This is a genomic window from bacterium (assembly GCA_024228115.1).
In the GTDB taxonomy this organism is placed as follows: Bacteria; Myxococcota_A; UBA9160; order UBA9160; family UBA6930.
The window spans coordinates 47,595-72,358 of record JAAETT010000546.1; the positions used below are offsets into that span (position 1 = coordinate 47,595).

At 65.8% G+C, this 24,764-nt stretch carries 23 protein-coding genes; 2 read left to right on the forward strand and 21 right to left on the reverse strand.

What is annotated here, in order from left to right; genetic code table 11:
* Positions 1–15 precede the first annotated feature (15 nt).
* The 20 genes from GY937_22660 to GY937_22755 all read right to left on the reverse strand — a co-directional run bounded on the left by GY937_22660 (position 16) and on the right by GY937_22755 (position 21,226).
* Complete coding sequence (locus tag GY937_22660) at positions 16–918, reverse strand: hydroxymethylglutaryl-CoA lyase (GenBank protein ID MCP5059515.1); 903 nt, start codon at positions 916–918, stop codon at positions 16–18.
* 11 nt (positions 919–929) lie between these two features.
* Positions 930–2,165, reverse strand: coding sequence for a thiolase domain-containing protein (locus GY937_22665; protein ID MCP5059516.1), 1,236 nt, complete (start codon positions 2,163–2,165; stop codon positions 930–932).
* 19 nt (positions 2,166–2,184) lie between these two features.
* On the reverse strand, positions 2,185–3,531 hold the full coding sequence (locus GY937_22670; GenBank protein MCP5059517.1) for a 3-hydroxyacyl-CoA dehydrogenase family protein: 1,347 nt from the start codon (positions 3,529–3,531) through the stop codon (positions 2,185–2,187).
* Positions 3,532–3,727: 196 nt separating this feature from the next.
* Positions 3,728–4,585, reverse strand: coding sequence for a GTPase Era (locus GY937_22675; protein MCP5059518.1), 858 nt, complete (start codon positions 4,583–4,585; stop codon positions 3,728–3,730).
* Complete coding sequence (gene rnc, locus GY937_22680) at positions 4,578–5,312, reverse strand: ribonuclease III (protein MCP5059519.1); 735 nt, start codon at positions 5,310–5,312, stop codon at positions 4,578–4,580. The genes GY937_22675 and rnc overlap by 8 nt, the downstream gene beginning before the upstream one ends.
* A complete protein-coding gene (gene mnmA / locus GY937_22685; GenBank protein MCP5059520.1) occupies positions 5,288–6,331 on the reverse strand; it encodes a tRNA 2-thiouridine(34) synthase MnmA in 1,044 nt (347 codons plus the stop codon). Before mnmA ends, rnc begins: the two co-directional genes overlap by 25 nt.
* A gap of 23 nt (positions 6,332–6,354) precedes the next feature.
* Complete coding sequence (locus GY937_22690; protein ID MCP5059521.1) at positions 6,355–7,494, reverse strand: cysteine desulfurase; 1,140 nt, start codon at positions 7,492–7,494, stop codon at positions 6,355–6,357.
* Positions 7,491–8,837, reverse strand: a complete 1,347-nt coding sequence (locus tag GY937_22695; GenBank protein ID MCP5059522.1) for a YihY family inner membrane protein — start codon at positions 8,835–8,837, stop codon at positions 7,491–7,493. Before GY937_22695 ends, GY937_22690 begins: the two co-directional genes overlap by 4 nt.
* Positions 8,838–8,849: 12 nt before the next feature.
* Entirely contained in the window at positions 8,850–9,224 is a 375-nt protein-coding gene (locus GY937_22700; protein ID MCP5059523.1) for a helix-hairpin-helix domain-containing protein, read from the reverse strand.
* 1 nt (position 9,225) lies between these two features.
* The gene (locus tag GY937_22705; GenBank protein ID MCP5059524.1) at positions 9,226–10,467 is read right to left on the reverse strand and encodes an aspartate kinase; all 1,242 of its coding nucleotides are present in this window, start codon (positions 10,465–10,467) and stop codon (positions 9,226–9,228) included.
* Complete coding sequence (gene tsaE / locus GY937_22710; protein ID MCP5059525.1) at positions 10,458–10,949, reverse strand: tRNA (adenosine(37)-N6)-threonylcarbamoyltransferase complex ATPase subunit type 1 TsaE; 492 nt, start codon at positions 10,947–10,949, stop codon at positions 10,458–10,460. Before tsaE ends, GY937_22705 begins: the two co-directional genes overlap by 10 nt.
* Positions 10,918–12,537, reverse strand: a complete 1,620-nt coding sequence (locus GY937_22715) for an NAD(P)H-hydrate dehydratase (protein ID MCP5059526.1) — start codon at positions 12,535–12,537, stop codon at positions 10,918–10,920. The genes tsaE and GY937_22715 overlap by 32 nt, the downstream gene beginning before the upstream one ends.
* Before the next feature lie 31 nt (positions 12,538–12,568).
* On the reverse strand, positions 12,569–13,279 hold the full coding sequence (locus GY937_22720; protein MCP5059527.1) for a pyridoxine 5'-phosphate synthase: 711 nt from the start codon (positions 13,277–13,279) through the stop codon (positions 12,569–12,571).
* A 2-nt stretch (positions 13,280–13,281) separates the two neighbouring features.
* Positions 13,282–14,658, reverse strand: coding sequence for a phosphoglucosamine mutase (locus tag GY937_22725; protein MCP5059528.1), 1,377 nt, complete (start codon positions 14,656–14,658; stop codon positions 13,282–13,284).
* Positions 14,655–15,329: a hypothetical protein gene (locus GY937_22730; GenBank protein MCP5059529.1), complete on the reverse strand. Its 675-nt coding sequence runs from the start codon at positions 15,327–15,329 to the stop codon at positions 14,655–14,657. Before GY937_22730 ends, GY937_22725 begins: the two co-directional genes overlap by 4 nt.
* A complete protein-coding gene (locus GY937_22735; GenBank protein ID MCP5059530.1) occupies positions 15,326–16,180 on the reverse strand; it encodes a TIGR00159 family protein in 855 nt (284 codons plus the stop codon). Before GY937_22735 ends, GY937_22730 begins: the two co-directional genes overlap by 4 nt.
* 47 nt (positions 16,181–16,227) lie before the next feature.
* Positions 16,228–17,079, reverse strand: a complete 852-nt coding sequence (gene folP / locus GY937_22740; GenBank protein ID MCP5059531.1) for a dihydropteroate synthase — start codon at positions 17,077–17,079, stop codon at positions 16,228–16,230.
* Positions 17,080–17,110: 31 nt separating this feature from the next.
* Positions 17,111–19,024, reverse strand: coding sequence for an ATP-dependent metallopeptidase FtsH/Yme1/Tma family protein (locus GY937_22745; GenBank protein ID MCP5059532.1), 1,914 nt, complete (start codon positions 19,022–19,024; stop codon positions 17,111–17,113).
* Positions 19,025–19,319: 295 nt separating this feature from the next.
* Positions 19,320–20,360: a tRNA lysidine(34) synthetase TilS gene (gene tilS, locus GY937_22750; protein ID MCP5059533.1), complete on the reverse strand. Its 1,041-nt coding sequence runs from the start codon at positions 20,358–20,360 to the stop codon at positions 19,320–19,322.
* A 5-nt stretch (positions 20,361–20,365) separates the two neighbouring features.
* On the reverse strand, positions 20,366–21,226 hold the full coding sequence (locus tag GY937_22755) for a hypothetical protein (protein MCP5059534.1): 861 nt from the start codon (positions 21,224–21,226) through the stop codon (positions 20,366–20,368).
* Positions 21,227–21,276: 50 nt separating this feature from the next.
* Here GY937_22755 and GY937_22760 point away from each other — a divergent pair, with 50 nt between their 5' ends.
* Both GY937_22760 and GY937_22765 read left to right on the forward strand, forming a co-directional pair.
* Positions 21,277–22,815 carry a long-chain fatty acid--CoA ligase gene (locus GY937_22760; protein ID MCP5059535.1) on the forward strand — a complete coding sequence of 513 codons (1,539 nt, stop codon included), beginning with the start codon at positions 21,277–21,279 and terminating at the stop codon, positions 22,813–22,815.
* A 49-nt stretch (positions 22,816–22,864) separates the two neighbouring features.
* A complete protein-coding gene (locus GY937_22765) occupies positions 22,865–24,079 on the forward strand; it encodes a CoA transferase (protein ID MCP5059536.1) in 1,215 nt (404 codons plus the stop codon).
* A 127-nt stretch (positions 24,080–24,206) separates the two neighbouring features.
* Here the strand turns inward: GY937_22765 and GY937_22770 are convergent, their stop codons facing one another.
* Positions 24,207–24,611, reverse strand: a complete 405-nt coding sequence (locus GY937_22770) for a hypothetical protein (GenBank protein ID MCP5059537.1) — start codon at positions 24,609–24,611, stop codon at positions 24,207–24,209.
* Between the last annotated feature and the right edge of the window lie 153 nt (positions 24,612–24,764).

A 24,764-nucleotide genomic window follows, 5' to 3' on the forward strand; every position in this document is an offset into this window, starting at 1 on the left:
GCACTTGCCCGCTGTCTAGCTCTTCTCCGCCCGCCCGCCGCCGAGCGCCCGAAACACGCGACCGGGCAACGGGCGCCCGAGTTGCTCCTCGATCCAACTCGTGGCTTCGACCAGCGCTCGAAGGTCGATCCCGGTGTCGATGCCTTCGCGCTCGAGGAGATCGACCACGTCCTCGGTTGCGACATTCCCCGAGGCTCCCGGGGCGTAGGGGCACCCACCGAGGCCACCTAACGACGTATCGAAGATGCGGATGCCTTCTTCGAGCCCGGCCTGCAGGTTGGCGAGGGCCCGGCCGTAGGTATCGTGGGGATGGAGCGCGATTCGCTCGAGGGGCACGACCTCACGCACGGCTCGGATCACCCGCCGCACCTGATCGGGCGTGCCGATTCCGATCGTATCTCCCAGGGAGATCTCCTCGGCACCCATCGCATCGAGCCGCCGAACCAGTTCGACCACCGCCTCGGCCGCGACGTCTCCCTCGTAGGGACATCCACAAACCGTGCTGACGTAGCAGCGCAGGCCCGCACCGGACGCGAGGATCTGTTCTGCGACCGGCTTGAAGCGCTCCAGGTGCTCCTCGACCCCCCGGTTCACGTTCTTGCGGTTGTGGGTCTCGCTCGCGGAGACGAAAAAGGCAGCGTCATCCAGCGCGGTCCCCTGGAAGCGTTCGAAGCCACTGGCGTTGGGAACCAGCGCCGAGTAACGGACGCCCGGTCTCCGGACGAGCCCGGCAACGACCTCGTCTGCATCCGCGAGTTGCGGAATCCACTTCGGGGACACGAAGGAAGTGACCTCGATCGACGTGAGCCCGGCCTCCGCCAGCCGGGCCAACAACTCCAACTTCGCGGCCGTGGCCAACGTGCCGGGCTCATTCTGGAGCCCGTCACGCGCCCCGACCTCGTGGATCCGGACCTGCAGGGGTTGGCGCCCTAGACGCCGACGATGAAGCTGACGCTCGTCGTCCCGCTGCCGCCGATGTTGAGGGTCTGGATGTTCTTCGCGCCCTCGACCTGATAGTCGCCGGCCGCATCCGTCACCTGGAGGGTGGCATCGAGAAGCTGGCGGACGCCCGTGGCACCCACCGGGTGCCCGGCGCCAATCAGGCCGCCGCTCGGGTTGATCGGAATCTTGCCGTCGATCTCGAGCCAGCCGGCCTCGACGGCCTTCCAGCTCTCGCCCGGCTCGGTGATCCCGAAGTGGTCGATCGCCATGTACTCGGAGGTCGTGAAGCAATCGTGGGTCTCGATGGCGTCGATCCCGCTGACGTCCGGAACCCCGGCACGCTCCATCGCGCTGGTGATCGTGCTGCGAACGTGGGGCAGCACGTATCGATCGCCGGCGCTCTCGGCGACCTTGTCGTCGAAACGCAGGCGGGCGGTGTTGTGGCCCCAGCCCTTGATGCGCGGGATGTCCTCGAGCTTCTTGCCCATGCCCTTGGCGTATTTCTCCGCGTACTCGCGGGAAGCCAGGAACATGCAGACGGCGCCGTCGGTCACCTGGGAGCAGTCCGCAATCCGGATGCGTCCACCGACCGACGCGTTGTCATCGGTGCGGCAGAGAGCGTGCTCCTTGTTCATGTACCAGGTGCGCGTCTGTGCGTTCGGGTTGAGCTTGGCGTTGTCGTAGTTCAGCCGGCTGATCTCGGCCAGGTGCTCATCCTTCAGCCCGTAGCGCTTGTCGTACTCATCGCCGAGCCGTCCGAAGAGCTTCGGGAACGGGAATTCGATGCCCTTCGCCTCGTCCTCGTACCAGGCGGCGGTTCCCAGATAGGCTCCGCCTTCGGCCGCGCTGACCGTCTTCATCTGCTCGATGCCGACGACGGCCTGGAGGTCGTAGCGCCCCGCTTCGATCTCGGCTGCAGCGGCGAGCAGCGCGATGCTGCCCGATGCGCAGGCGGCCTCGTGGCGCCCGGTCGGAAGGCCGCTGAAGGCCGGATGGACCTCGGTGAAGAACGCGCCGAGGTGGCCCTGCATACAGTAGAGCCCTGCGGCGAAGTTGCCGACGTGAGCGCTCTCGATCTCTTCCGGAGCGATTTCCGTGCGTTCCAGTGCGCCCAGAACGGACTCACGCATCAGCGCAGAGAAGTGTTTGTTCTCCTTGGTCCAATTCCGACCGAAATCGGTCTGGTAGCCGCCAATCACATAGACTTCGGAACCCGCTGCCATGGAAACCTCCTGCTCGCGCCTAGCTGGCGACGAAGAATCGTCCGGGATTGATGTGGTTATGCTGGAAGAACCGCTCCGGGGAGCCGCTGCGCGCCGCTTCCTCCAGGATCTTCGGCACCGGCAACCCGGCGTTGGCGATCATGTCGACCGCGGCCTGCTTGCCCATGGTATCGACGAGCACCGAGGGCGGCGCCCAGTTGAAGCCCATGCCCATGATCCGGTCGACACCGTTGATCGTTGCGGTCACCTCGCCGACCCGATGGAAGGCGTAGCTGATGTAGCCGGCGATCACCTTGCGAGCGAGCGCGGCGTACTCGCCTTCGGCATCCAGGAAGATCTGGACACCTTCTTCGTAACGCCCCTGGGAATACATGGCCGAGACATCGTCGATGTACGAGAGGTTCGGCAGCTTGACCTCCGCCTCCGGCTTGTAGTCACCGCTCACGGGATCGAGGACGTGGCGAACCTTGTCCTCCTTCCAGAAGAAGCCGCGGCCGGTCTTGTTGCCGAGCACACCGCGCTCCATGAGCTTGTCCATGAACGCAGGCAGCTTGTTCGTCTCGTGGGCCTCGTCCCGGGTCTTCTCGTAGACGTTGTCGACGATCGCCCGGTGGATGTCCCAGCCGACCAGATCGATGGTCGCGAGCGGAGTCATCGCGCGGCCGGTGTACGGCCCGATGAGCCGATCGATGAGCACCGGACCGTGCTCTTCCGCCAACTGCGCGGCCTCGTTGAGCACCTTGAAGCCCACCCGATTACCGGCGAAGGCCGGAGTATCGGCCGTGCGGATGATCTCGCGGCCGAGGCGAGCCCTGGAGTAGGCCTCTATGAAATCGACGAGCTCCGGATCCGTATCGTCGCCGGGGATCAGCTCCGTCCCGACGATCACGTTCGGCGGATTGAAGAAGTGGAGGCCCATGAAGTTCTTCCGGAACGAATCACCGCGGCCTTCGCAGAGCGCGTTGATCGAGAGGCCGGAAGTCACGGTGGCCACGATCGAATCGTCCCGGCGGACCTTCTCCACCTTGTCGAAGATCGCCTTCTTGACGTCGAAGTCCTCGGTGAGGGCCTCGAAGATCAGGTCCGCGCTGCCCACGGCACCGTCGAACTCATGGTCGTAGTCGCCGACCTCGACCCGAGAGGCCACGGTGGGCGAGCGCACCTGCTTGACGGCTGCGCCCAGGCCTTCTTCGGCTTTGGCCTTGGTACGCGCAAGAAAGGTGACCTTGGGCACGGCCTGGGTGAACAAGGCGCCACTGCCGTAGCCCATGGTTCCGTTGGCCCCCAGAACGACGACGTGCTCGATCTTTCGGCTGCGGACGAGCTTGCGGACCTCGGCGTAGGTGAGTTGCTGGCTGGCGGACATGAACGGGTGCTCCTAGCGGGGCCTCGGGCCCAGAACGTTGGGTCCGCGCTGCCACCGGCGTCACATCCCCGGGGGCACCCTACAGTGCAAGAACGGGGGGAGATCCGGACGGAACACGGCCGAAACGGGCCAACCCTAACCCACGGGGGAGAGTGGCGTCAAATGTGCCAATAGTCTGGCGACGCGTGACTCCTAGTCAATGATATCCCAGGGATTTCAAGCGGTTGGGCCGTTTCGTCCAGCGCGGCTCGACCTTCACCCAGAGCTCCAGATGGACCCGGGTTTCGAGCATTTCGGCCAGGGCATGACGCGCTGCGGTGCCGATCCGCCGGATCATCTGACCGCCCTTCCCGACCACCATTCCCTTCTGGGATTTCTTCTCCACGAGAAGTGTGGCCTGAATCCGGGTCAAGGTCGGGTCGCTCTCATCGAAGGCTTCGATCTCGACCGCCGTCTCGTAGGGCAGCTCCTGCTCGAGCGCTTCGAACACGGCCTCGCGGATCAGTTCCGCCGCCAGGAAGCGCATGGAGCGATCCGTCACCGATTCGGCGTCATAGTAGGCGGGGCCTTCTGGAAGATGGCCTACCAACGCCTCGACGAACGCCTCGATGCCGTCCCCCGTCTTCGCGGAGATCTGGAAGTCGGCGGGCACGCGTTCCGACGGCGGGCCGAGATCGCATTGGGTGGCCACCACGACCACCTCGGCTTTGCGTGCCTTCAAGCGTTCGAGAAGGGCCGCATGCCCCTCGTCCCAACCTCGTCGGGCTTCGACCAGGATCACCGCGACGTCGCAATCTTCGGCCACTTCATCGACGACTTCGTTGAGGAGACGGTTCAGAGCTTTCGGGCTCTCGTGGAAGCCCGGTGTATCGAGAAGCAAGAGCTGGGCATCATCGCGGGTGAGAATGCCGAGAATTCGGCTGCGGGTGGTCTGGGGCTTGGACGTGACGATCGCCAGCTTCTGACCAAGCAGGCGGTTCAGCAGTGTCGACTTCCCTGCGTTCGGGCGACCTAGCAAGGCCACCACACCAGACCGATGAGGTCGTTCAGCCATCGGCGGCATCCCGCCCTGCGGCTCGATCCAGGGCGGCACTCGCCGCCGCCCGTTCCGCCGCCCGCTTCGTTCGCCCCTTGCCTTCCCCCCAGCACTCCTCGCCGACGAGGGCCGCTACCAGGAAGCGATCCTCGGAATGCTCTTCACCACTATCGGCGAGGGGCTCGTAACGCGGAGTCTCCCGCAGAACGGCGTGGGCCCATTCCTGGAAGCGGGTCTTCGGATCCTGCTCCAACACCGCACGTCCCGAAGCCAGGGGTTCCGCGAAGGCCCGTTTCGTAAAACTGAAGACCTTCTCGATGCCCGCATCCAGGTAGAGACCGCCGATCACCGCCTCCAGGAGATTGGCGAGAACACGGCTCTTCTCTGCACCGCCGGACTGGAGTTCGGTTCGCCCGAGGCGGATGTACTCGCCGAGCCCGAGTTCTCGCGCCCGGGTGGCCAGGGATTCCGTGTTGACCATGGCCGCTCTCGCGCGGGTGAGATCCCCTTCCCGCCAATCCGGGTTCGCCTCGTAGAGCAGCCGGGCCACCACCAGATCGAGCACCGCATCGCCCAGGAATTCGAGGCGTTCGTTTCCACGCGAGCCGTCCCGCTCGTAGGCAGACGAGGGGTGGGTAAGGGCACACTCGAGGAGTTCCTCGTCGGAGAACGTGTGCCCCAGGAGCTTCTCGAGCTCGGCGTCCGGGGCCTTTCGCGCGGTCACGGGAGTGGCCCTTCGATCCATCCGCCTCCGAGGATCTCCTCGCCGACGATGAAGACGGCGGCCTGCCCCGGCGCCAGAGCGCGCACCGGATGGTCGAAGTTCACCTCGACCGCGCCACCCTCCTGGGGCATGAGCTTTGCCGCCGCCGGTTCGTCGCGATAGCGGATCTTCACATCCGCCAGCTGGCCAGGGGGCGGTGGTTGCCCGCAGGTCCATGAGACGCCGCCCACCCGGGCTCCGGAGCTGCCGAGCTCCTCCACCGGGCCGACCACCACGCGGTTGTTCTCAGGATCGAGCGCCTGCACATAACGAGGCTCCGGCGCGGTCACGCCGAGGCCCCTGCGCTGGCCGACCGTGAAATGGTGAATGCCCGAGTGCCGCCCCAGCACCTTCCCCTTGGCGTCCACGACCTCGCCCTCCCCGGGAAGACTTCCAGGCCGAAGCTCTTCGACCACCCTCGCATAGTCGCCGTCGGGCACGAAACAGATTTCCTGGCTCTCGGGCTTCTCGGCCGTCGCGAGGCCCATCGCCCTGGCCTTCTCGCGTACTTCCTCCTTACGCAGGGCTCCAAGCGGGAAGCGGATGCGCGCAAGCTGCTCCGGAACGAGATCGAAAAGGAAGTAGGACTGGTCTTTCGCAGGATCCACACCCCGGAGCAATTTCGGGGGGCCGCCGGCGGGATCCGTTTCCACCCGCGCGTAGTGACCCGTCGCAACGGAATCGGCACCCAATGCCCGAGCCCGCTCCATCAGGTGATGGAACTTGAAGCGCCGATTGCAGATCACGCACGGAATCGGCGTGCGACCCTCGAGGTAGGCATCTGCGAAGGGCAGGATGACCTCTTCTCGAAAGCGATCCTTGAAGTTGGCGACGTAGAAGCGGATCCCCAGCTTGTCGGCCACGCGCCGCGCATCGTCGGCATCGTCGAGGGAGCAGCATCGACTCTCGCTGCCCGCGAGATGCATGGTCACACCGATCACTTCGTGGCCGGCCTCGACCAGCAGGGCTGCCGCGACGGAGGAATCAACCCCACCGCTCATACCGACGACGATCCGGCCTGGGCTCACGCCGCCACCTCGCGAGCGCGGCCTACGAGCTCGGGGAGCAAGGCGAGGACCCGATCGATTTGCGCTTCGTTCGTCCCGAGCCCGGTACTGAACCTCAACGTGCCTCGCGCCTCCTGCGGAGTTCGTCCGAGAGCCGACAATACGTGCGAAGGCTCGATCGAACCGGATGCGCAGGCTGCGCCGGCCGAGACCGCAACGCCCTCCCCGTCCAGCATCTCCAGGAGGAGATCGCCCGCGGCACCTTCGAACTCGATGTTCAGGGTGTTCGGAAGCACATGCTCCGCCGAGCCATTGCGTCGCACGCCGGGAACGCCCGCCACGATGCCTTCCCAGAGTCGATCCCGATGCCGTGCACACTCCGCCGCGCGAATGCCCAGATCGCGGCGCGCCAGCTCGGCGGCGCAGCCGAGGCCAACGATTCCCGCCGTGTTCTCCGTCCCACCTCGGCGCCGTTTCTCCTGGGGGCCGCCGCGGATCCAGGGCGCCAGGGGCACCCCGGAGCGAGCCCAGAGAAAGCCCGCGCCCTTCGGGCCGTAGAACTTGTGGGCCGACCCCACGAGGCTGTCCGCGCCCAACGTCGAAACGTCCACCGGGATCTTCCCGAGGGCCTGGGTCGCATCGACATGCAGGTGCGCTCCGACACGATGGGCAATCTCGGCAATGGTGGGAATGTCTTGCACCACACCGATCTCGTTGTTGGCGAGGATCACGGCCACCAGGGCGGTGCGATCATCGACCTGCAGCCGGAGGGCGGTCAAATCGAGGCGGCCCGCCTCGTCGACGCCAATCTGCACGATCGTGGAGTCATGCTCGCCCAGAAGAGCCAGCGGCTCATCGACGGAAGGATGCTCGATCGTCGAGCTCAGGAACCGCGTGCGATCGTTGGCTCTTGCAATCGAGTGGATGGCCGTGTTGTTCGCTTCGGTGGCACTGCCCGTGAACAGGATCTCATCGAAATCGGCTCCAACCAGTGCAGCCACCTGCTCTCGCGCGCCTTCGATGGCACGGCGGGCCCTTGCGCCTTCGATGTAGGTGCTCGAGGGGTTGCCCCAGTTTTCCCGGAGCATCTCCTGCATGGCTTCGCAGACCTCCGGATGAACCGGAGTGGTTGCATTGAAATCGAGGTAGATCCTCACTTGCCGGATGCCAGCTGGGTGGGCTCTCCCGGGCCGCCTAGATCGAAGACGAGATCCCGCAGGCTCTTGCCCTCGGCGGCGGGCGCTGCGGCCTGATCGATCTCGGTGAGGACCGCGTTCACCTCACGAGCCACTTCGGGGGTGCCCAACGCGACGTGGCGCTCCCCTTGAAGCGCCGTCAAGACGTCCGCGACGCGCACGTGCTCTGCCGGACGGCCCAACTGGAAGGCACCGTGCTGATCGGCTCCGCATGGGCTCAGGATGCCATCGGCTTCGAGATCGCCAAGGATCTCACGGACCGAGCGCAGCGGAACATCCAACGTGTCGGACAACGTGTCCGCGGTCCAGGGTTCACTCCCCTCCTCGAAGGCCTTGGCGCATTGGACGGCGATCGCGAGCCCGATCGTCTCCCGAGCCGCGGCGCCCGGGGCTTGCCCGCGCACCTCCCGGCGGTAGAGATTGAGCGTCTGATGGGCGTAGGCGACTTCGGCGCCGAAGAGCACGACGTTCCACGACCAATAGACCCAGATCATGAAGAGCGCGACACCCGCCAGCGCACCCAGGGCGGCACCGTAACGCGATGAACCCCTGACCGTCGCGACGAACGCCACCTGGGCCAGGCCGAACAGGATCGCGGCGACACCACCACCCAGAAGCGCGGAGCGGGGCCGCACTCTCGTGTTCGGCAGGAACCAATACAGGAACGCAAACGCCAGCAGTGAGAGGAGGAGCGGTGCGTACTCGATCCCGGATGCGAGGAGCGCATTGACCCAGGGCACGTCGCGCATCCGCTGCACCAGCCATTGGCTCTCGATCGTCGTCCGCAGCGGAATGGCGACGCCCATCAAGATGGGCGCCACGAAGATGACCGCCATGTAGTCCGGGATCCGGCGCACCCAGGGACGCTGCTCCGGCACGCCCCAGATGGCGTTCAGGCCCTTCTCCACGCCCCCGATCTGCAGGATCGTCGTGAACAACACGACGCCGCCCGAGACGCCGCCGAGGGCCTTGAAGTTGAACTCGCCGACCTGTTTCAGCAGGAAATCCTGCGCCTCGGGCGTCACCGCAGCAAATTTCCCGAGGAGCTGCTGCACCACTTCCGGCCCGCCGCCGATCAAGTCCACCATGGCGACGGCGATCGCCAACAAAGGCACGATCGAGATCATCGTCAGGAAGGTCAGATGATAGGCCCGCAGTGTCAGGTGGTCCTTGACGAAACCCTCGGCGATCAGGAAGCCCAATTGCACGACAGAACGGAGCCAACCAAGAGGCGCGGGTAGCGGCTCCCGGCTCCACAGGTCGTCGCGGAAGAAGGCTCGTACGCGTTCGAAAATGGAATCCACCGCGGGAAAAGCCTAGCCCTTGCTCGGCCCAGGGCACCCAGGCGCCCCGGGATCGATGGCCAGCCAGTCGCGCAGGCGGGCGACCGTGCGTGGGCCGAGCCCCGGCACGCGCTCCAGATCGGTGGGGCGGCAGAACGGTGTGCGCCCTCGATGCGCCACGATCGCATCCGCCCGGGCCGGACCAATCCCAGGCAGGACCGTCAATTCCAGCGCCGAAGCGCCGTTTGGATCGAGGCCCTCTCCAAAGAGCAGTCCCTCCACGGCCGTTACGTCGCCTCGAGGCCCCTCGGCCCAGGTCGGTCGGGTCTGGCGGCTTGCCTCTCGGGCCAACGGCACCGCGAGCAGGAACGCGGCCAATGCGAGTGCCGCCCCGCCCCGGCGGCTCACCTCAAACCTCGGCAACCGGCTCTGCTGCACCGGCCTCGACGAACGCGGCGTGCAACGTGCGCACGGCAAGCTCGGTGTATTTCTCCTCGATCACGACCGAGATCTTGATCTCGCTCGTCGTGATGAGTTGGATGTTGATGCCTTCCGCCGCAAGCGCCTCGAACATCTGGGCCGCCACGCCGGCATGGTCCTTCATCCCCAGGCCCACGACCGAGACCTTGGCGATCTCCTGGTCGCCCTCTACTTGTTCGGCGCCGACCGAGGCGGCGTGATCCTTCATCAACTCAAGCGCGCCGTCGTAGTCATCGCGGGGCACCGTGAAGGTCATGTCAGTCGTGCCGTCCTGGGACATGTTCTGGATGATCATGTCGACGACGGTACCCGCGCGAGACAACGGCCCGAACAACGCGGCGGCCACGCCGGGGTTGTCCTTCACGCCCAGGACTCGGATCTTGGCCTCGCTTCGATTGTAGGTCACACCGGAAACCACCAGGCGTTCCATCACATCCTCCTCGCGCACCACCCATGTGCCCTCTCCTTCGTGGAAGGAGGAGCGGACGTGAATGGGAATGCCATCTGCCATTGCAAACTTCACCGACCGGATCTGCAGGACCTTCGCGCCCAGACTGGCCATCTCGAGCATCTCCTCGTAGGAAATGCGATCGAGCTTTCGAGCCGCCGGTACCATGTTCGGATCGGTCGTGAAGACGCCGTCCACATCGGTGTAGATCTCGCAGACATCCGCTTTCAGGGCGCAGGCAACGGCCACGGCGGAGGTATCGGTGCCACCACGACCCAGGGTCGTGATGTTGCCGTTGTCATCGGTGCCCTGGAAACCCGCGATCACGGGAACCTCACCGGAGGAGATGGCGCTTCGGATGCGCTCGGCATCGATGCTCAGGATGCGCGCGCGGCTGTGGTCGCCATCGGTTCGCATGCCGATCTGCGCTCCGGTAAAGGAGCGTGCCTCGTGGCCCAGTTGATGAATGGCCATCACCAGGAGGGCGATCGTCTTCTGTTCACCGGTCGAGACGAGGACATCGTATTCGCGCGGGCTCGGCACTTGACCACCGAGCTCCTTGGCCAGTGCCACGAGCTGGTTGGTCTCACCGGACATGGCCGAGACGACGACGGCGACGTCATGGCCAGCCTGCTTCGTAGCCACGACCCTGCGCGCGACGTTCCGAATCCGTTCCGGATCGCCCACGCTGGTGCCGCCGAATTTCTGGACGATCAAGGACATGCTGCGCTCCAACGCTCGAGCGTGGCTCGGGAAGCAGGCCCCAACGCCGCGACACACACATGCCGATCCTCGACACCGCCCCCCGGGCGGAGCTCGATTTCGAGGCGATCCTGGGGAAGCGCTTCAGGGAAGCGATCGCCCCATTCCACCACCAGCCCCACGCCCGGCGCGAGCCAATCGTGGAGACCCGACGCCATGAGCTCATCCTCGCTCTCGACGCGATACCAATCTGCATGCACCAGGCGAAGCTCCGGCGGTGCCCCGTATTCGTTGGCGATCACGAAGGTCGGGCTCGAAACGCCGGACGGATCGATGCCCAGGCCTTCGGCCAGCGCCTTCGCGAAGAGCGTCTTTCCCGCTCCGAGCGGTCCGTTCAAGCTCACGACCCATCCTTTGCCATTGCCCACCTGGAGCAATGCGGTTGCCAATGCGCGCGCCAGCGCGCTCGTTTCAGTGGGACTCTTGGAAGGCCAGTTGCGCATCGGCCGGCTCCGGGAATCCCAGGACATCGCCCTCCGGCGCTGCTTCTTCTTCTGCGGTTCTGCGATAGGCCTCGAGCACCTCGGGCAGGAGATCGACCAGCTCGCCCGCCAACAGACCCACGTCTCCGCGGCGGGAGGCGAAGAGTTCTCCGGCAGCGCCGTGCACGGCTGGTCCCGCAATTCCGGCCTGAAATGCAGAAAGGCCCTGGGCGATGAATCCACCCACCACGCCGGCCAGCACATCGCCTGTGCCGCCCGTTCCCAGGACGGGCCCGCCCGTGGGATTCACGGCCAGTTGGCCTGTGGGTTCTGCTGTCACCGTTCCCGCTCCCTTCAACACCACGACGGCACCACTCGCCCGCGCCAAGGCACGAGCGGCCTTGGGCCGGTCGGCGAGTACCTCGGCGGTCGTCTGATCGAGCAGCGCCGCGGCTTCTCCCGGGTGGGGCGTCACGATAGTGACCGGCTGTCGGGCCTTCAACACGTCGAGCTGGCCGCGGAACGCCAGTAGGCCATCGGCATCCAGGATCAGCGGAACCGCCAGCTGCTCGGCAAGGCGGCGGATCAAATCGAGGGTCTCTCCGCCTCGGCCGACACCCGGGCCCAGCACCACCGCATCTCGGCTCGCCGCCAGCTCGAGAATCGCCTTCTGGGCCGAGAGCGCGAGCGCGTGCTCGGCCGTCTCGGCAACCGGCGACGTCATGGCTTCGGTGCACTTCACCTCGAGGATCGGGTTCGTGCTCGCCGGGCAGGCGATCGTCACCAATCCGGCGCCGCTCCGGCTCGCGCCATGCGCGGCCAAGGCCGCTGCGCCGGTCATGCCTTCGGAGCCGGCCACCACCAGTACATGGCCGAAGGTCCCCTTGTGGCCATGTACGGGCCGCCCCGGCAGCAGTTCGCCCACCGCACGCCGAGTCCAGAGCTCGGCTTGTGGATGGATGCCCGGAGCCGCGTCGAGAATGCCGATGCGGCCCACACGAATCTGGCCCGCATGTCGTCGCCCGGGCTCCAGGGCCAACCCGAGTTTCGGAAGGCCCAGCGTGAGCGTGGCGTCTGCCTCCACGGCAACGCCCAATACCTGCCCCGTATCTGCATCGAGCCCCGACGGGAGATCGACCGAGAGAACCCGGACGCCCGCCGGCCGCTCGACGAGCTTCCGAATCCAACGCGCAAGCTCGCCCTCGACGGGTCGACGAAGGCCGGTTCCGAACAGGGCATCGACGATCACATCGCCAGCCCGCGCTCGTAGCCGGGTGCCGGTGGGCACGCCGACGCGCTCGGCGCGAGCGGCATTCGCAGCGGCATCGCCCTGTAGCTCGGCCGGAGGCAGCGCAGGAAGAATCTGAACCGGAACGCCCCGCGCATGAAGGTGCCGCCCCGCCACCCAGCCATCGCCACCATTGTTGCCGGCGCCGCAGAGGATCCAGACCCGCCCGCCTGGAGAAAGCAGGGCCTCGGCCTCTCGCGCCACAAGCTGGCCCGCGCACTCCATCAACAGCTCGCCGGCGATGCCGAGTGTCTCGATCGTATGGCGATCGAGCGCACGCATCTCTTCGGCAGTCAGGAGTGGCCAACGAGGAATAGGCATGGGTCCAGGTTAGCGGAGGGCGCGGAGCTTCTTAGGAGATCCGGCCTCGCAGGTCCCGGGTCGCCTGGTCGATGCCCGAGAGCAGGCCCCGGCCGACCCATTCACGGCCAACGGCCACCCACTCGCACACCGGCGCCACCTCCAACAAGCGAGCCGAGGATCGCTCGTCGAGGCGGCCTCCCAGGCCCACACGCAGGCCGAGCTTGGCGGCGAGACGAGTGGCGTCGGCAAGTCCGCCAAGCGCGGGCTCGGCCTCGCTTTCCGGCAGATCGACGAGCTGGTGGGTATCGAGCTCCACCGCGCGAATATCCGCATGGCGGGCCGCCTTGACGGCTTCCGGGTGCGGCGCGATACGCGCTATCACGCCGATCCCCGCCTCCTGGAGCGTGCGCACCACCGGGGAGAGCGCACTCCCCCAGGCCTGAAAATCGAGCGGCCCGGCAGCACGGCCGGCCGAGCGTGTCTCGGCGGCCAGAAGCACCCGCTCGGGCCTGGCTTCGAGCGCACTCTTCACGAGGGTCGGCATGGGCGCCATGCGTAGCTCGAGCTGTCGCGCCGCACGACGGACATCGAGCACATCGCTTTCCGTGACGGGCCGATGCTCTTCGAGGAGCCCAATGCGCACCGCATCGGAACCTCCAAGCTCCGCCAGAACAGCGGCCGCACCTAGCGTGGCCGTGCGTTGCAGCACCTGATCGCGAAGCACCGCGATCGAGTCGAGACCGGTGATGAGTTTTCGCATGGTCAGCTCGCGTCTCCGACGGCTCGGCTCAAGGCATCCGCCAGATCCTGGGCGTAGCCGGCGACCCGTTCTTCATCTTCGCCTTCGACCATCACGCGCGCCTTCGGCTCGGTGCCCGAGTATCGGATCAGGACACGCCCGGAGCTGCCGAGTTCGCTTTCCACCTGAGCCAGGCGCTCCAGGAACGTTGGCAGCTCTTCGATCGGCGTCTTCTCGCCCACCTCCACGTTGATCAGCGCCTGGGGGAAGCGTTCGAAATCCGCCACCAGCTCCGAGAGCGGCTTCTGCTGCTTGCACATCACCGCTAGTGCCTGAAGGCCGGTCAGCAGCCCGTCTCCCGTGGTGTTGTGATCCAGGAAGACGATATGACCACTCTGCTCGCCGCCTAGGTTGTAGCCGCCCTCTCGCATCCCCTCGACGACATAGCGATCACCGACCTTGGTGCGAATCAACCGAAGGCCGAGCTTCTCGACGGCCTTCTCGAGACCGATGTTGCTGTAGGCCGTCGCGACCATTCCGCCGCCGCGAAGTTTCCCGCGCTGCTGGAAGTCCTTTGCAAAGAGGGCCAACAATGCGTCACCGTCGACGACCTGGCCCTTTTCATCGACCAACATCACACGATCGGCGTCGCCGTCCACCGCGATACCGATATCGGCGCGCAGCTCTCTCACCTTGGCAGAGAGGCGTTCGGGGTGGAGTGAGCCTGCCTTCTCGTTGATGTTGGTGCCGTTCGGTTCCACACCGATGGTGAAGAGCTCGGCGCCAAGCTCCTGGAGCATGGTGGGGCCGACTTTGTAGGCGGCGCCATTGGCGCAATCGAGAACGACCCGCAGGCCCTCGAGATCCCGATCAAAGGGGAAGCACTTCTTCAGGAAGACGACGTAACGGCCCTCCGCATCATCGATTCTCTTCGCCCGCCCGATGGCATCGGGCATCGCGCGATGGCCGAGCAGCTCGTCGGAGGCAATCAACGCCTCGATCCGCTGTTCGACCGAATCGGGCAGCTTGAAGCCGTCATGAGCGAAGAACTTGATCCCGTTGTCGTGATAGGGATTGTGGCTCGCGGAGATCATGGCGCCTGCATCGCAGCGCATATCCCGCGTAAGGAATGCCATGGCCGGTGTCGGCATCGGGCCGACCTGGATCACGTTGCCGCCCATCGAGCAGATGCCCGCGGCCAACGCGTCCTCGAACATGTAGCCGGAGAGCCTCGTATCCTTGCCGATCAGGAACCGGTGCAGGCCGTCGCCGTCCCTCCGGAACACGTGGGCGATCGCCTGGCCGAGCTTCAATGCGACCTCGACCGTCATGGGAAAGACATTCGCCTTGCCCCGCACCCCGTCGGTTCCGAACAGCGCGTGAGGCCGCTCGTCGCTCATCCCGTCTCCTCCACTTCCACTTCGGGCTCCTCAGCGATGGGGGCCACCTGTACGCGGACGGTCACGTCCTGTTCCTTCTCGACCCAGACGTGGCGCCCAACCAGGGCCGGCTTCACACTCCGCTCCAGCGGCGCATCGAGGCCGTTCACATCAATCGTTTCGGTCATTACCTCCGCCAACCGAAGCACTTCGCTACGAGCGCCGGTAATCCAGATCCGGGCCGGCTCGACCTGGACCCCTTCGATGGCGAAGCCAGGCGCAGGGTCTCCAGCGACATCCGGGCGCAGGGGAACGGCCTTTCGGCCTCTCTGGGTGAGGGTGAACTCGATTCCGCCCGGAGAGCGACTGACGACCTGCAGGCCCCGGGGCAGCTCGAGCTCCTGGGTTTCGACGGTATGGGCCGTCACCCCGCGCTGGGCGCCAGAAAGATCGACGCCGTAGACCATGTCCCCGACCGAGAGCCTCCGCAGTGCGGCCCGACTCCCCCGCACCCGGACGTTGACCGTATCCGTGGATTGCTCGGTGACGACCAGTTTGTCCGGAACCCCCACCAGCGCCACGGGAAGATCGAAGCCCCGCTCGATCGACGAGGTGCTGTGGGAGAGCCCCCAGAGCAGGAACGCCGCGATCAGGGCCATCAACTTGAACCCGAGGTTCTTGAAGATTCTCATCGCGTGTGCACCGCATCCGAGGGACCCGTGGCGGAGCCGCCGCTCTCGGCCGGTTCCTCGATGCCCGCGACGATCTCCTCGATCGGTGCATCGAGGATCGAATCCCGCGAGAAGAGATCACGCAAGACCACCCGCAACTGCGGAGCACCCAGATTGCGCGTGAGCGTGCCGCCGACGACGACCGAGATCCCGCCCGTCTCTTCCGACACGACGATGACCACGGCGTCGGTTTCCTCGGTGATGCCCACCGCCGCCCTGTGCCGGGTGCCCATGCCCTCCGGCAGATCCCCGCTCAAGGTGAGCGGCAGGATGCAGCCTGCGTGGGTGACCCGGCCCTCCGTGATGATCACTGCGCCGTCGTGGATCGGGGAATAGGGCAAGAAGATCGAGGTCAGAAGCTCTTTGCTCACGACGCCATCGATCGGCGTGCCCGCTTCGACCAGATCCTCGAGTCCGCTATCGCGCTCTAGCACGATCAGTGCGCCGACTCGCTTTTCCGCCAGGCTCTGCCCGGCGCGCACCACCTCCTCGAGGATCTGCGATTCCTGGCGCTCGCTGATGCGGGGAAACACGCCGCGGCCCACCCGGGCCAGCACCCGCCGGATATCCGCCTGGAACAACACGATGATGATCAGCACGGCGGAGGCCAGGAAATTCTCGAGGATCCAGGAGAGGGTCACGAGATCGAAGAGATCCGAGACCAGCCGTAGGGCGAGCAGCGCCAACAGGCCCAGCAGGATCTGGATGGCCCGGGTGCCCTTCAACAGGAGGAGCAACCAGTAGATGCCCAGGCTGACGACCAGGATGTCGAGGGTGTCGCGGACTGGATCGAACGTCGTGGACAGGAACAACCAGAGTTCGGAGCTCTCCGCTCGCAGCCACTCGACCAGGAACTCGATCACGCCCTGGCCTCCCGCAGTGCCCGTGCAACCTGGACGGCACGACGTGCGCCGGCAACCTCGTGCACTCGAACCGCGTCCGCACCCGCAAACACCGCCACCGCACAGGCCGCTTGGCTGGCGGTATCTCGCGTGGCCGGCGCTTCATCGCCCGTGATGTGGGCGAGGAAGGATTTGCGAGAGGGTCCCACCATCACAGGTCGTCCGACTCGCTCGCGTAGCTCGCCGACACGGGCCAGCAGCGCCAGGTTGTGTCGGAGTTCCTTGCCGAAACCGATTCCCGGGTCGATCGCGATCTGTTCGGAGGCCACGCCCGCGGCTTCTGCAGCCGCCACCGCAGCGCGAAGCTCACCCGCCACCTCGGCCAGGACATCCTCGAACTGCACAGCGTCCTGCATGTCGGCGGGCACACCGCGCAGATGGCCAACGACCAGGCCCGCATCATGACGTGCGACCACCTGTGCGAGTGCGGGATCGAAGGCGAGCCCCGAGACATCGTTCACGATCGTAGCCCCGGCCTCGAGCGCAGCGGATGCGACCTCGGCCTTGCGCGTATCGATCGATAGAGGGATGTCCAGATGCTTGGCGAGAGCCTCGATCACCGGCCGCGTACGCAGGATCTCCTCCCTGGCCGGCACTTCTTCCGCACCCGGTCGGGTCGATTCTCCGCCCACATCGATCCAATGCGCACCGGCCTCGACCATCGCCCGGGCCTCTCGCAGCGCGGATTCCACATCCACGCTTTCGCCACGGCGCAGGAAGCGACCGCCGTCCGAGAAGGAATCGGGAGTCGCGTTCAGCACCCCGACGATCGTCACGCGTTCCGGCGGGAGGATCGTCGTCCTGGTCATCCGCCAACCTCTCTGGGGGGAGGTGATTCGATCAGCCGGGCATCGGCTCCGGATCCGGCAGTTTGCCGTCCGGCAGTTCATCGGGTTGATCCGGCGAAGCCGGGTTCACCGTACCATCCGCAGGGTCGTCCGCCGGAGCCTCCGCCGTCGGCGGCGGCATGGGTGCAAGCTCTTCACCGGCAAGCAGCCTTTCGAGATCGCTCGTTTCCAGGGTCTCTCGCTCGAGCAGGGCGGCCGTGACCTTTTCGAGAACCTCCCGGTTCTCCGCCAGCAGGGCCTTGGCCTGGTCATAGTGACCGTTGAGGAGGCTCGACACCTCTTCATCGATCAGCCGTGCCGTGTCCTCGCTGTAGCTCTTGCGCGTCGCCAGATCTCTTCCGAGAAAGACGTCGCCTCCCTCGTCGGCATAGGAGATCGGCCCGAGCCGATCGTTCATGCCGTATTGGCAGATCATGTCTCGAGCCAGGCTGGTGGCCTGCTGAAGATCGTTCGAGGCACCGGTGGAGAAGTGGTCGAACACCAACTCTTCTGCCGCACGCCCGCCCATGGCGCGAAGGATCATCGCATCCATGTGCTTGCGCGTGTAGCTGTGCCGATCCTCGACCGGAAGCGTCTGGGTCAGGCCCAACGCCATCCCGCGCGGGATGATCGTCACCTTGTGGACCGGATCCGATTCTTCGGTGAGCATGGAGACGATGGCGTGCCCGGCTTCATGATAGGCCGTAACGCGCTTCTCTTCGTCGCTCATGATCATGCTGCGGCGCTCGGCGCCCATCAGCACCTTGTCCTTGGCTTCCTCGAAATCCACCATGAAGACACGGTTGGCATCTCGGCGAGCCGCCAGCAGAGCCGCCTCATTCACCAGGTTCTGGAGGTCGGCACCCACGAAGCCGGGCGTGCCCCGAGCCACGACCTCGAGATTCACATCGTCGGAAAGTGGAACCCGGCGGGTATGCACCTTGAGGATCGCCAGCCGGCCGCGGAGATCGGGCCGAGGCACGACGACCCGGCGGTCGAAGCGACCCGGCCGGAGCAGGGCCGGATCGAGCACATCGGGCCGATTCGTGGCCGCGATCATGATCACGCCCTCGTTGCTCTCGAAGCCGTCCATCTCGACCAGCAGCTGGTTGAGGGTCTGCTCGCGCTCGTCGTGTCCACCGCCGAGGCCCGCGCCCCGGTGACGGCCCACCGCGTCGATTTCGTCGATGAAGATGATGCAGGGCGCGTTCTTCTTGCCTTGCTGGAAGAGATCGCGCACACGGGAGGCCCCGACGCCCACGAACATCTCCACGAAATCCGAACCGGAAATCGAGTAGAACGGTACGCCCGCCTCACCGGCGACGGCTCGCGCGAGAAGGGTCTTGCCCGTACCCGGCGTGCCCACCAACAGCACGCCCTTGGGGATGCGCCCACCGAGCCGCGTGAACTTCTTGGGATCGCGCAGGAACGCGATGATTTCCTCGAGCTCGGCCTTCGATTCCTCGACACCGGCGACATCCTCGAAGGTGGCGCGGGTCTGGTTCTCCGTGAGCAACCGGGCGCGACTCTTGCCGAAGCTCATCGCCTTCCCACCGCCGGATTGCATCTGGCGGACGAAGAAGACCCACAGGCCGATGATGATGAGGAACGGAACCCACCAGATGAGCATCTGCTGCCACACCGACGATTCACGTTTCGGTTGGCTCTTGATCGCTAGTTCGGGATGGTTCGCGAGTTGCTGGCCGAGATCGTCGAAGTGGATTTCGTGCACGTAGCTGGCGAAATCCTTGCCGTCCTGGAGCGTGCCTGTGAGATGGCCCTCTTCGAGAACCAGGCTTTCGATCTGGCCGGCTTCGAGGTTGGTCAGAAACTCGGTGTACGTGAGGGGTTTCGGCTCCTGCTGGCCCTGTCGCAGGACCGTGACGAGCAAGATCATCATCAAGAGCAGGACGACCCAGAGGGCCATGTTCTTGTAGAACTGTTGGTTCACGTTCGCTTCTTGTAGAACTGTTGGTTCACGTTCGCTCCCGGCCCGATATCGCCCGGGCCTCTCGGCGGTACTGGTACTCGTTGCAATACAGGTGCGCGCGCACACTAAACCGAGGGGCTGTGTGGAAAAGGCCCCTCGTGCGAGATTGCCAATGGTTCCCGCAGTTTAGCATCCGTCCCCTCTCATGCCCGATGGCCCCTTCTGGTTTGTCGGCAGACGTCACGTCGCGCCTGAGCCACGCCACTCCTCGGTCACACCGCCGGGGTCGGCCTCATGTCCCGGTTGGACCCCCGTCGGAACCACTTCGTTCTCTGGAAGCAAGGCTGAAGCCGGCGGGGTCGTTCTGAAGGATCAACCCGCCCGGAAGCTCCAGCCGAGCCCCGGGTGACGATTGCACCAGGAAACGCAGCGCGCGCTCGAGATGCTGGCGGCTCACGTCCCGTCCACCCCCGAGCCGATGCCAGGCGAGGCGGATGAGCCGCCGGGCCAGGGCCGGAGGCAGCGTCTCCCAGCCTTTCTTCGCGAACCGCGCCACCTCGCCGTCGCCTCCTAGCCACTGCGGCGCCGCCTCCCGGGTGAGGGCATCCAGCCACTCGTTCTCGTCGCGCTGGGCATCGGCCAGATCCGCCAGCGCGCGTTGCCAGCCCGGGTTCAAGCTTTCGGCCAGGGCCCGAAGCTGCTGGCGAAGCCGGGCCCGGGCGAAACGCGGATCCCGATTGGATGCGTCTTCCCGCCAGACGAGGGCCTCACTCCCCGCCCAGGCCTCGATCGCCTCGCGGTCGACGCCCAGCAGCGGTCGCACGATTCGACCATCCGCACTTGCCGGCGGGATGCCCGCGAGGCCGTCGGGGCCGGTTCCGCGGAACAGACGCAGCAGCAGGGTCTCGGCCTGATCGTCCCGTTGATGGGCGGTGGCGATGTGTTGAGATCCGAGTTCGGCGGCGATCGCATCGAGTGCGTCGTAGCGGACTCGGCGCGCCGCCTCTTGCAGGCTGGGCCGGCTGCGGCTCGGACCCTCGGTGCGAAGACTCTCTGGCTCCACCCGAGCCAGCCGGAACACGAGCCCGTATTCGGCCGCGGCCTCCTCGACACAACGCGCGTCCGCATCGGCCTCGGCGCCCCGCAGGCCATGGTGGACATGGGCCACGGCGAGCCCCAGCCCGAACTCCTCGCGCAGCCCAGCAAGCGCGTGCAGCAGGACCATCGAATCGACGCCGCCCGAAACGGCGACGAGCACGCTACGCCCCACCAGGCCCAGGGCCTGGATGGCCCGCGCAACCTCCGCCGGAACCTGAGCGAGAGGAGCCCCCACGGCGACTAGCGAAGGGCGCTGGCATCGCCGATCAGAACACGCGAGCCGTCGTCTTTTTCGACCCACACGTCGCAGGCCACGCGGGTGCGCGTACCTTCGGGCCACTCTTCGCGGATGCGGCCATAAGCGGTCACACGCTCGTCGACCCACAATACGTTGGTGAGCTTCAGCGACATCTTCCCGCCTTGCAGGAAGCCCATGCCGAACTCGTCCAGCATCACCTGGGCGGCGAAGCAGGTGGTCATCATGCCCTGCACTACGATGTTCGGGAAGCCGAGCTTCTTGGCCTCCTCGGCATCCGTATGGTAGTTGCGGCCAGGGCCCGAGAACATCCAGCAGCGGCGTGCGTCGATGAGCTTGGAAGTCGACGCGAGATCCTTGCCCTTGGCGGTCGGAAACGGCGGGCGCGCCACCTTCTCGCCTGCGGTGGACTTGTCGACTACGTAACCGTCATCGTCCTTGCGATCTTTCGGCGGCAGGAAGGATTGATGGGTGTGGCCGCGAACCAGGAGCTTGCCGCTCTCGGCGTCCACCACATCCGTCTCGTTCACGACGTAATCGCGGCCGCGCTTCACGTAGCGCTCGATGATGGTCGAGCGGGTGCGCACCTTGCTGCCGATCGGGATCGGTGCGAAGAACTCCCAATCCTGCCGGCCATGGAGATTCCCGAAGAGATTCTTCAGGTACCACTCGCCCACGAACTCGTAGCACTCGGAGTGGTAGAGGAGCGGCGGCGCCACCTCCTCGTAGAGCGGGTTGCGATCGTCGAGGGCATCCGCGTAGAAATCGGCCACCTCCCGGGTGACGTCGTACGCATGGCTTCCACAATGGCGACCCACGAAGGCCGGTTGTCCGAGCAGGTTCAAGGCGGCTCCTCCCGCGGCAATGATCGCACACTTCCGTTATCACACCCCCCGTGCAGAGCCCGCTCCACAACGTCAGCCGCTGGATCCAGGAGCGCGCGCGCCTGGCACCCGAACGCCCTGCCATCGTGGACGGGGACCGCGAGCTGAATTTCGGTGAGTTCGAAGCCCGCGTGGCCCGAGCCGCCGCTTGGCTGGCGGCGGAAGGAATCCGCCGGGGCGATCGGGTGGCCCTCTTGCTCGCCAACCGCTCGGCCTATCTGGAGCTGGTCTTTGCCGCGGCGCGGCTCGGCGCCATTGCCATGCCCATCAATACGCGGCTCGCGCCGCCCGAGGTGGCTCAACTCCTGGAGGACGCCCGGCCCGGCCTCCTGATCCACGAGGCCACGTTGGCCCCGCTCGTCGAGACGAGCCTCGCGCAGACCCGGGGTGACGCACCCCGGGCGCATGCCGTGGCTGGAGCCCCGGACGCCTACGAGGCCACGCTCGCAGCGCATGCACCCCAGCCCAGCATCGCCGCCGTTTCTCCCGAAGACCCGATGATCCTGATGTACACGTCCGGCACGACGGGAACGCCCAAAGGCGCCCTCCTCCCCCATCGCAAGACCTTCTACAACAGCCTCAATGCCCAGCTCTTCTTCGGCTGCACCCAGGAGGATCGGGTGCTCACCGTGGTGCCGCTCTTCCATTCGTTCGGGTTGCTGATCCTGGCCCTTCCCGCCCTCTACTGCGGCGCGACCGTGGTGTTGCAATCGTACTTCGACCCCAGCGCGGCCTGGGCCGCCATCGCGCGACATCGGATCACCTACTTCGGCGGGGTGCCCACGATGTTCGGCCGGTTGCAGGATGCGCTCGACGCGGACCGGCCCGATGTCTCCTCGCTGCGTTTCCTGTTCACGGCCGGCGCGGCGATTCCGGTAGAGCGCATCCACGCGTTCGAAGAGCGAGGCCTTCGCTTGAAGCAGGGCTTCGGGCAGACCGAGACTTCCATCCTGTGTTGCCTGGATGCGACCGACGCCATCCGCAAGGCCGGCAGTGTGGGACGCCCCGTGTTCCATGGCGAGATCCGGATCATCCGGGAGGCCACGCTCTCTTCGCCGCCCGAAGACTGGCAGGATTGCGCGTGTGGCGAATCCGGCGAGATCGTGGTGCGCGGGCCGATCAACATGCTCGGCTATTGGGAGCGCCCGGAAGCCAACGCAGAAACCCTGCGCGGCGAATGGCTCCGCACCGGCGACCTGGGGAGCTTCGACGAGGAAGGCTTCGTGACCCTGACCGGCCGCGCCCGCGACATGTTCATCTCCGGCGGCGAGAACGTCTATCCGCGGCAGGTCGAGGCCATCTACGAGACCCATCCCGACATCCAGGAGTTGGCGGTCATCGGCGTGCCCCACGAACGTTGGGGCGAGGCCGGCCACGCATTCGTCCTGCCACGCCCCGGTGCCGAGCTGGAGCCCGAAGCCCTGCGCGCCTGGGGCCGCCAGCGGCTGGCCTCCTTCAAGGTGCCGAACACCTTCGAGGTGGTGGAGGAACTCCCGAGGACGGTGACCGGAAAGGTGCAGAAGTTCCGGCTCGGAAGTGAGAACGGGTGACCGTGCGCGGCGTATACTTGGGAGATCCACCCCTCGATCGAGGCTCATCATGTCAGAGCAGCTCTTCGACGATCTTCTCGTCATCGACTGTGCCAGTTTCATCGCCGGACCTGCCGCCGGAACCATCCTGGCCGACTACGGCGCGCGCGTCATCAAAGTCGAGCCTCCGGTGGGTGGTGACGGCTACCGCATGCTCACGCACCTGCCCGGGGTGCCCGTCGGCAAGACCAACTACCCCTGGACGCTGACGAATCGCAACAAGGAAAGCCTTGCGCTGGACCTCAAGCAGACTGAGGGCCGGGCGATCCTCGACAGCCTGATCGCGCGCGCCGATGTGTTCATCACCAACTTTCCGCTCCCCGTCCGCGAACGCCTACGACTCGGCTATGAGGATGTCAGCGCCCAGAATCCGCGTCTGATCTACGCTTCGCTTACGCCCTACGGCGAAGACGGGCCGGAGGCTGGCAACACCGGCTACGACGCGACCGCCTGGTGGGCACGCTCCGGGCTCATGGACGCGGTGCGGGCTTCCAATGAGACGCCCCCCGCCATATCGATGCCGGGAATGGGCGACCATATGGCGGCGAACACCTTGTACGGCGCGATCGTGACCGCGCTCTATCGGCGCGAGCGAACCGGCCGTGGCGGAAAAGTGGGCACTTCTCTGCTGGCCAACGGCCTCTGGTCCAATGGCGTCATGGTTCAGGCAGCGCTGGACGGTGCGAATACGAACGTCCGCCTCGACACTGACACGCTCAGTGCCTTCACTCGAACCTACCGTTGTCGCGACGATCGCTGGTTCATGCTGGTGATCCTGCCCCAGGCGCAGGAACGCGCGTGGCCGAACATTGCCCGATGTGTGGGGCACGAAGAGTGGCTCGAAGATCCTCGTTTCGCCGGGCCGGAGGAGCGAGAGCAGCACAAGGTCGAGCTGTCCGCTCTGTTCAGTGCAGCGTTCCTCGAGCGAGATTGGGAGGATTGGAGCGGGAGCTTCGCTGAACTCGGGATTACCTGCGGCGCCATTTCACAGGCGCAGGACAGCTGCGAAGACGAGCAGATCCGAGCCGCGGGGATGCTCACCGAATTCGACGATGGCGCTGGGAGTCGTACGATCGACAGCCCCCTGTATATGAAAGGGGAAGCGAAACGCGATCCTCGAGCAGCCCCTGACATCGGTGAGCACAGCCTGGCGATCCTCGCCGAGCTCGGTGTCGATGACGAGACGGTCGGGAAGCTGCAGGATGCTGGGGTGATCGGGACCTGAGACGCCGCAGCGGAGAGGCGGGAGCGCGTCGACTTCCACGAGCGTGCGGCGAAGGCGGTTGGCGCCTGGACAGCGCAGGTGCCGCTATCGACACCTGCGCTGTTCTTCGTGGTGGTGAGCAGGTCGATCAGTCGCCCGTCCACTTGAAGGTCATCTTCTTTCCGTTGTAGGCCTGGGGACTGAAGCGCTTGAACTCGATGTGGGTGTGCACGCCCAGCCCTTTGGCCTTCATCATGCTGAGTCGTGCGTGCGCGGGGGCAAATTCGCCCGTCTTGATCAGCTCGCAGTCGGCGCCTCTCCCGTCCTGGGTTTCGACGAATCCGATCTTGCGATCGGGCCCGGCATAGATGTCGATCCCCTTCCACCAGGTGATGTTGGGTGCTGCTTCGACGCAGATCGTCACGTAGCCCGCTTGGCCGTTGGAACGGATCAGCGTGATCTTGTCTGCGGAATCCGACATCTTGAACTTCAGGCTTCCGTTCTTGACGGTATCCACGTGAGCGCCTGCGATTCCTGCGATGGCAAACACCATCGAGAAGACGAGGCCTAGGAGTCTGCGCGGTAGAAGCGAGATCGGCCGCGTAGCGTGGGATTCTCGGTTGAATTGTTGCGGTGAGTAGGGTCTGGGGCGCCCGGGACCGCGAAGGCTCCGGATCGGGTGTGAGCCGGGGTTGCCCTGGAAGCC

Excerpts from the sequence above, each read along its gene's own strand:
- GY937_22665 (MCP5059516.1), bottom strand. The coding sequence starts at position 2,165 with ATGGCAGCGGGTTCCGAAGTCTATGTGATTGGCGGCTACCAGACCGAT.
- GY937_22670 (MCP5059517.1), bottom strand. The coding sequence starts at position 3,531 with ATGTCCGCCAGCCAGCAACTCACCTACGCCGAGGTCCGCAAGCTCGTC.
- GY937_22675 (MCP5059518.1), bottom strand. The coding sequence starts at position 4,585 with ATGGCTGAACGACCTCATCGGTCTGGTGTGGTGGCCTTGCTAGGTCGC.
- rnc (MCP5059519.1), bottom strand. The coding sequence starts at position 5,312 with ATGGATCGAAGGGCCACTCCCGTGACCGCGCGAAAGGCCCCGGACGCC.
- mnmA (MCP5059520.1), bottom strand. The coding sequence starts at position 6,331 with ATGAGCGGTGGGGTTGATTCCTCCGTCGCGGCAGCCCTGCTGGTCGAG.
- GY937_22705 (MCP5059524.1), bottom strand. The coding sequence starts at position 10,467 with ATGTCCTTGATCGTCCAGAAATTCGGCGGCACCAGCGTGGGCGATCCG.
- tsaE (MCP5059525.1), bottom strand. The coding sequence starts at position 10,949 with ATGCGCAACTGGCCTTCCAAGAGTCCCACTGAAACGAGCGCGCTGGCG.
- GY937_22715 (MCP5059526.1), bottom strand. The coding sequence starts at position 12,537 with ATGCCTATTCCTCGTTGGCCACTCCTGACTGCCGAAGAGATGCGTGCG.
- GY937_22720 (MCP5059527.1), bottom strand. The coding sequence starts at position 13,279 with ATGCGAAAACTCATCACCGGTCTCGACTCGATCGCGGTGCTTCGCGAT.
- GY937_22725 (MCP5059528.1), bottom strand. The coding sequence starts at position 14,658 with ATGAGCGACGAGCGGCCTCACGCGCTGTTCGGAACCGACGGGGTGCGG.
- GY937_22730 (MCP5059529.1), bottom strand. The coding sequence starts at position 15,329 with ATGAGAATCTTCAAGAACCTCGGGTTCAAGTTGATGGCCCTGATCGCG.
- folP (MCP5059531.1), bottom strand. The coding sequence starts at position 17,079 with ATGACCAGGACGACGATCCTCCCGCCGGAACGCGTGACGATCGTCGGG.
- GY937_22745 (MCP5059532.1), bottom strand. The coding sequence starts at position 19,024 with ATGGCCCTCTGGGTCGTCCTGCTCTTGATGATGATCTTGCTCGTCACG.
- GY937_22765 (MCP5059536.1), top strand. The coding sequence starts at position 22,865 with ATGTCAGAGCAGCTCTTCGACGATCTTCTCGTCATCGACTGTGCCAGT.
- GY937_22770 (MCP5059537.1), bottom strand. The coding sequence starts at position 24,611 with ATGGTGTTTGCCATCGCAGGAATCGCAGGCGCTCACGTGGATACCGTC.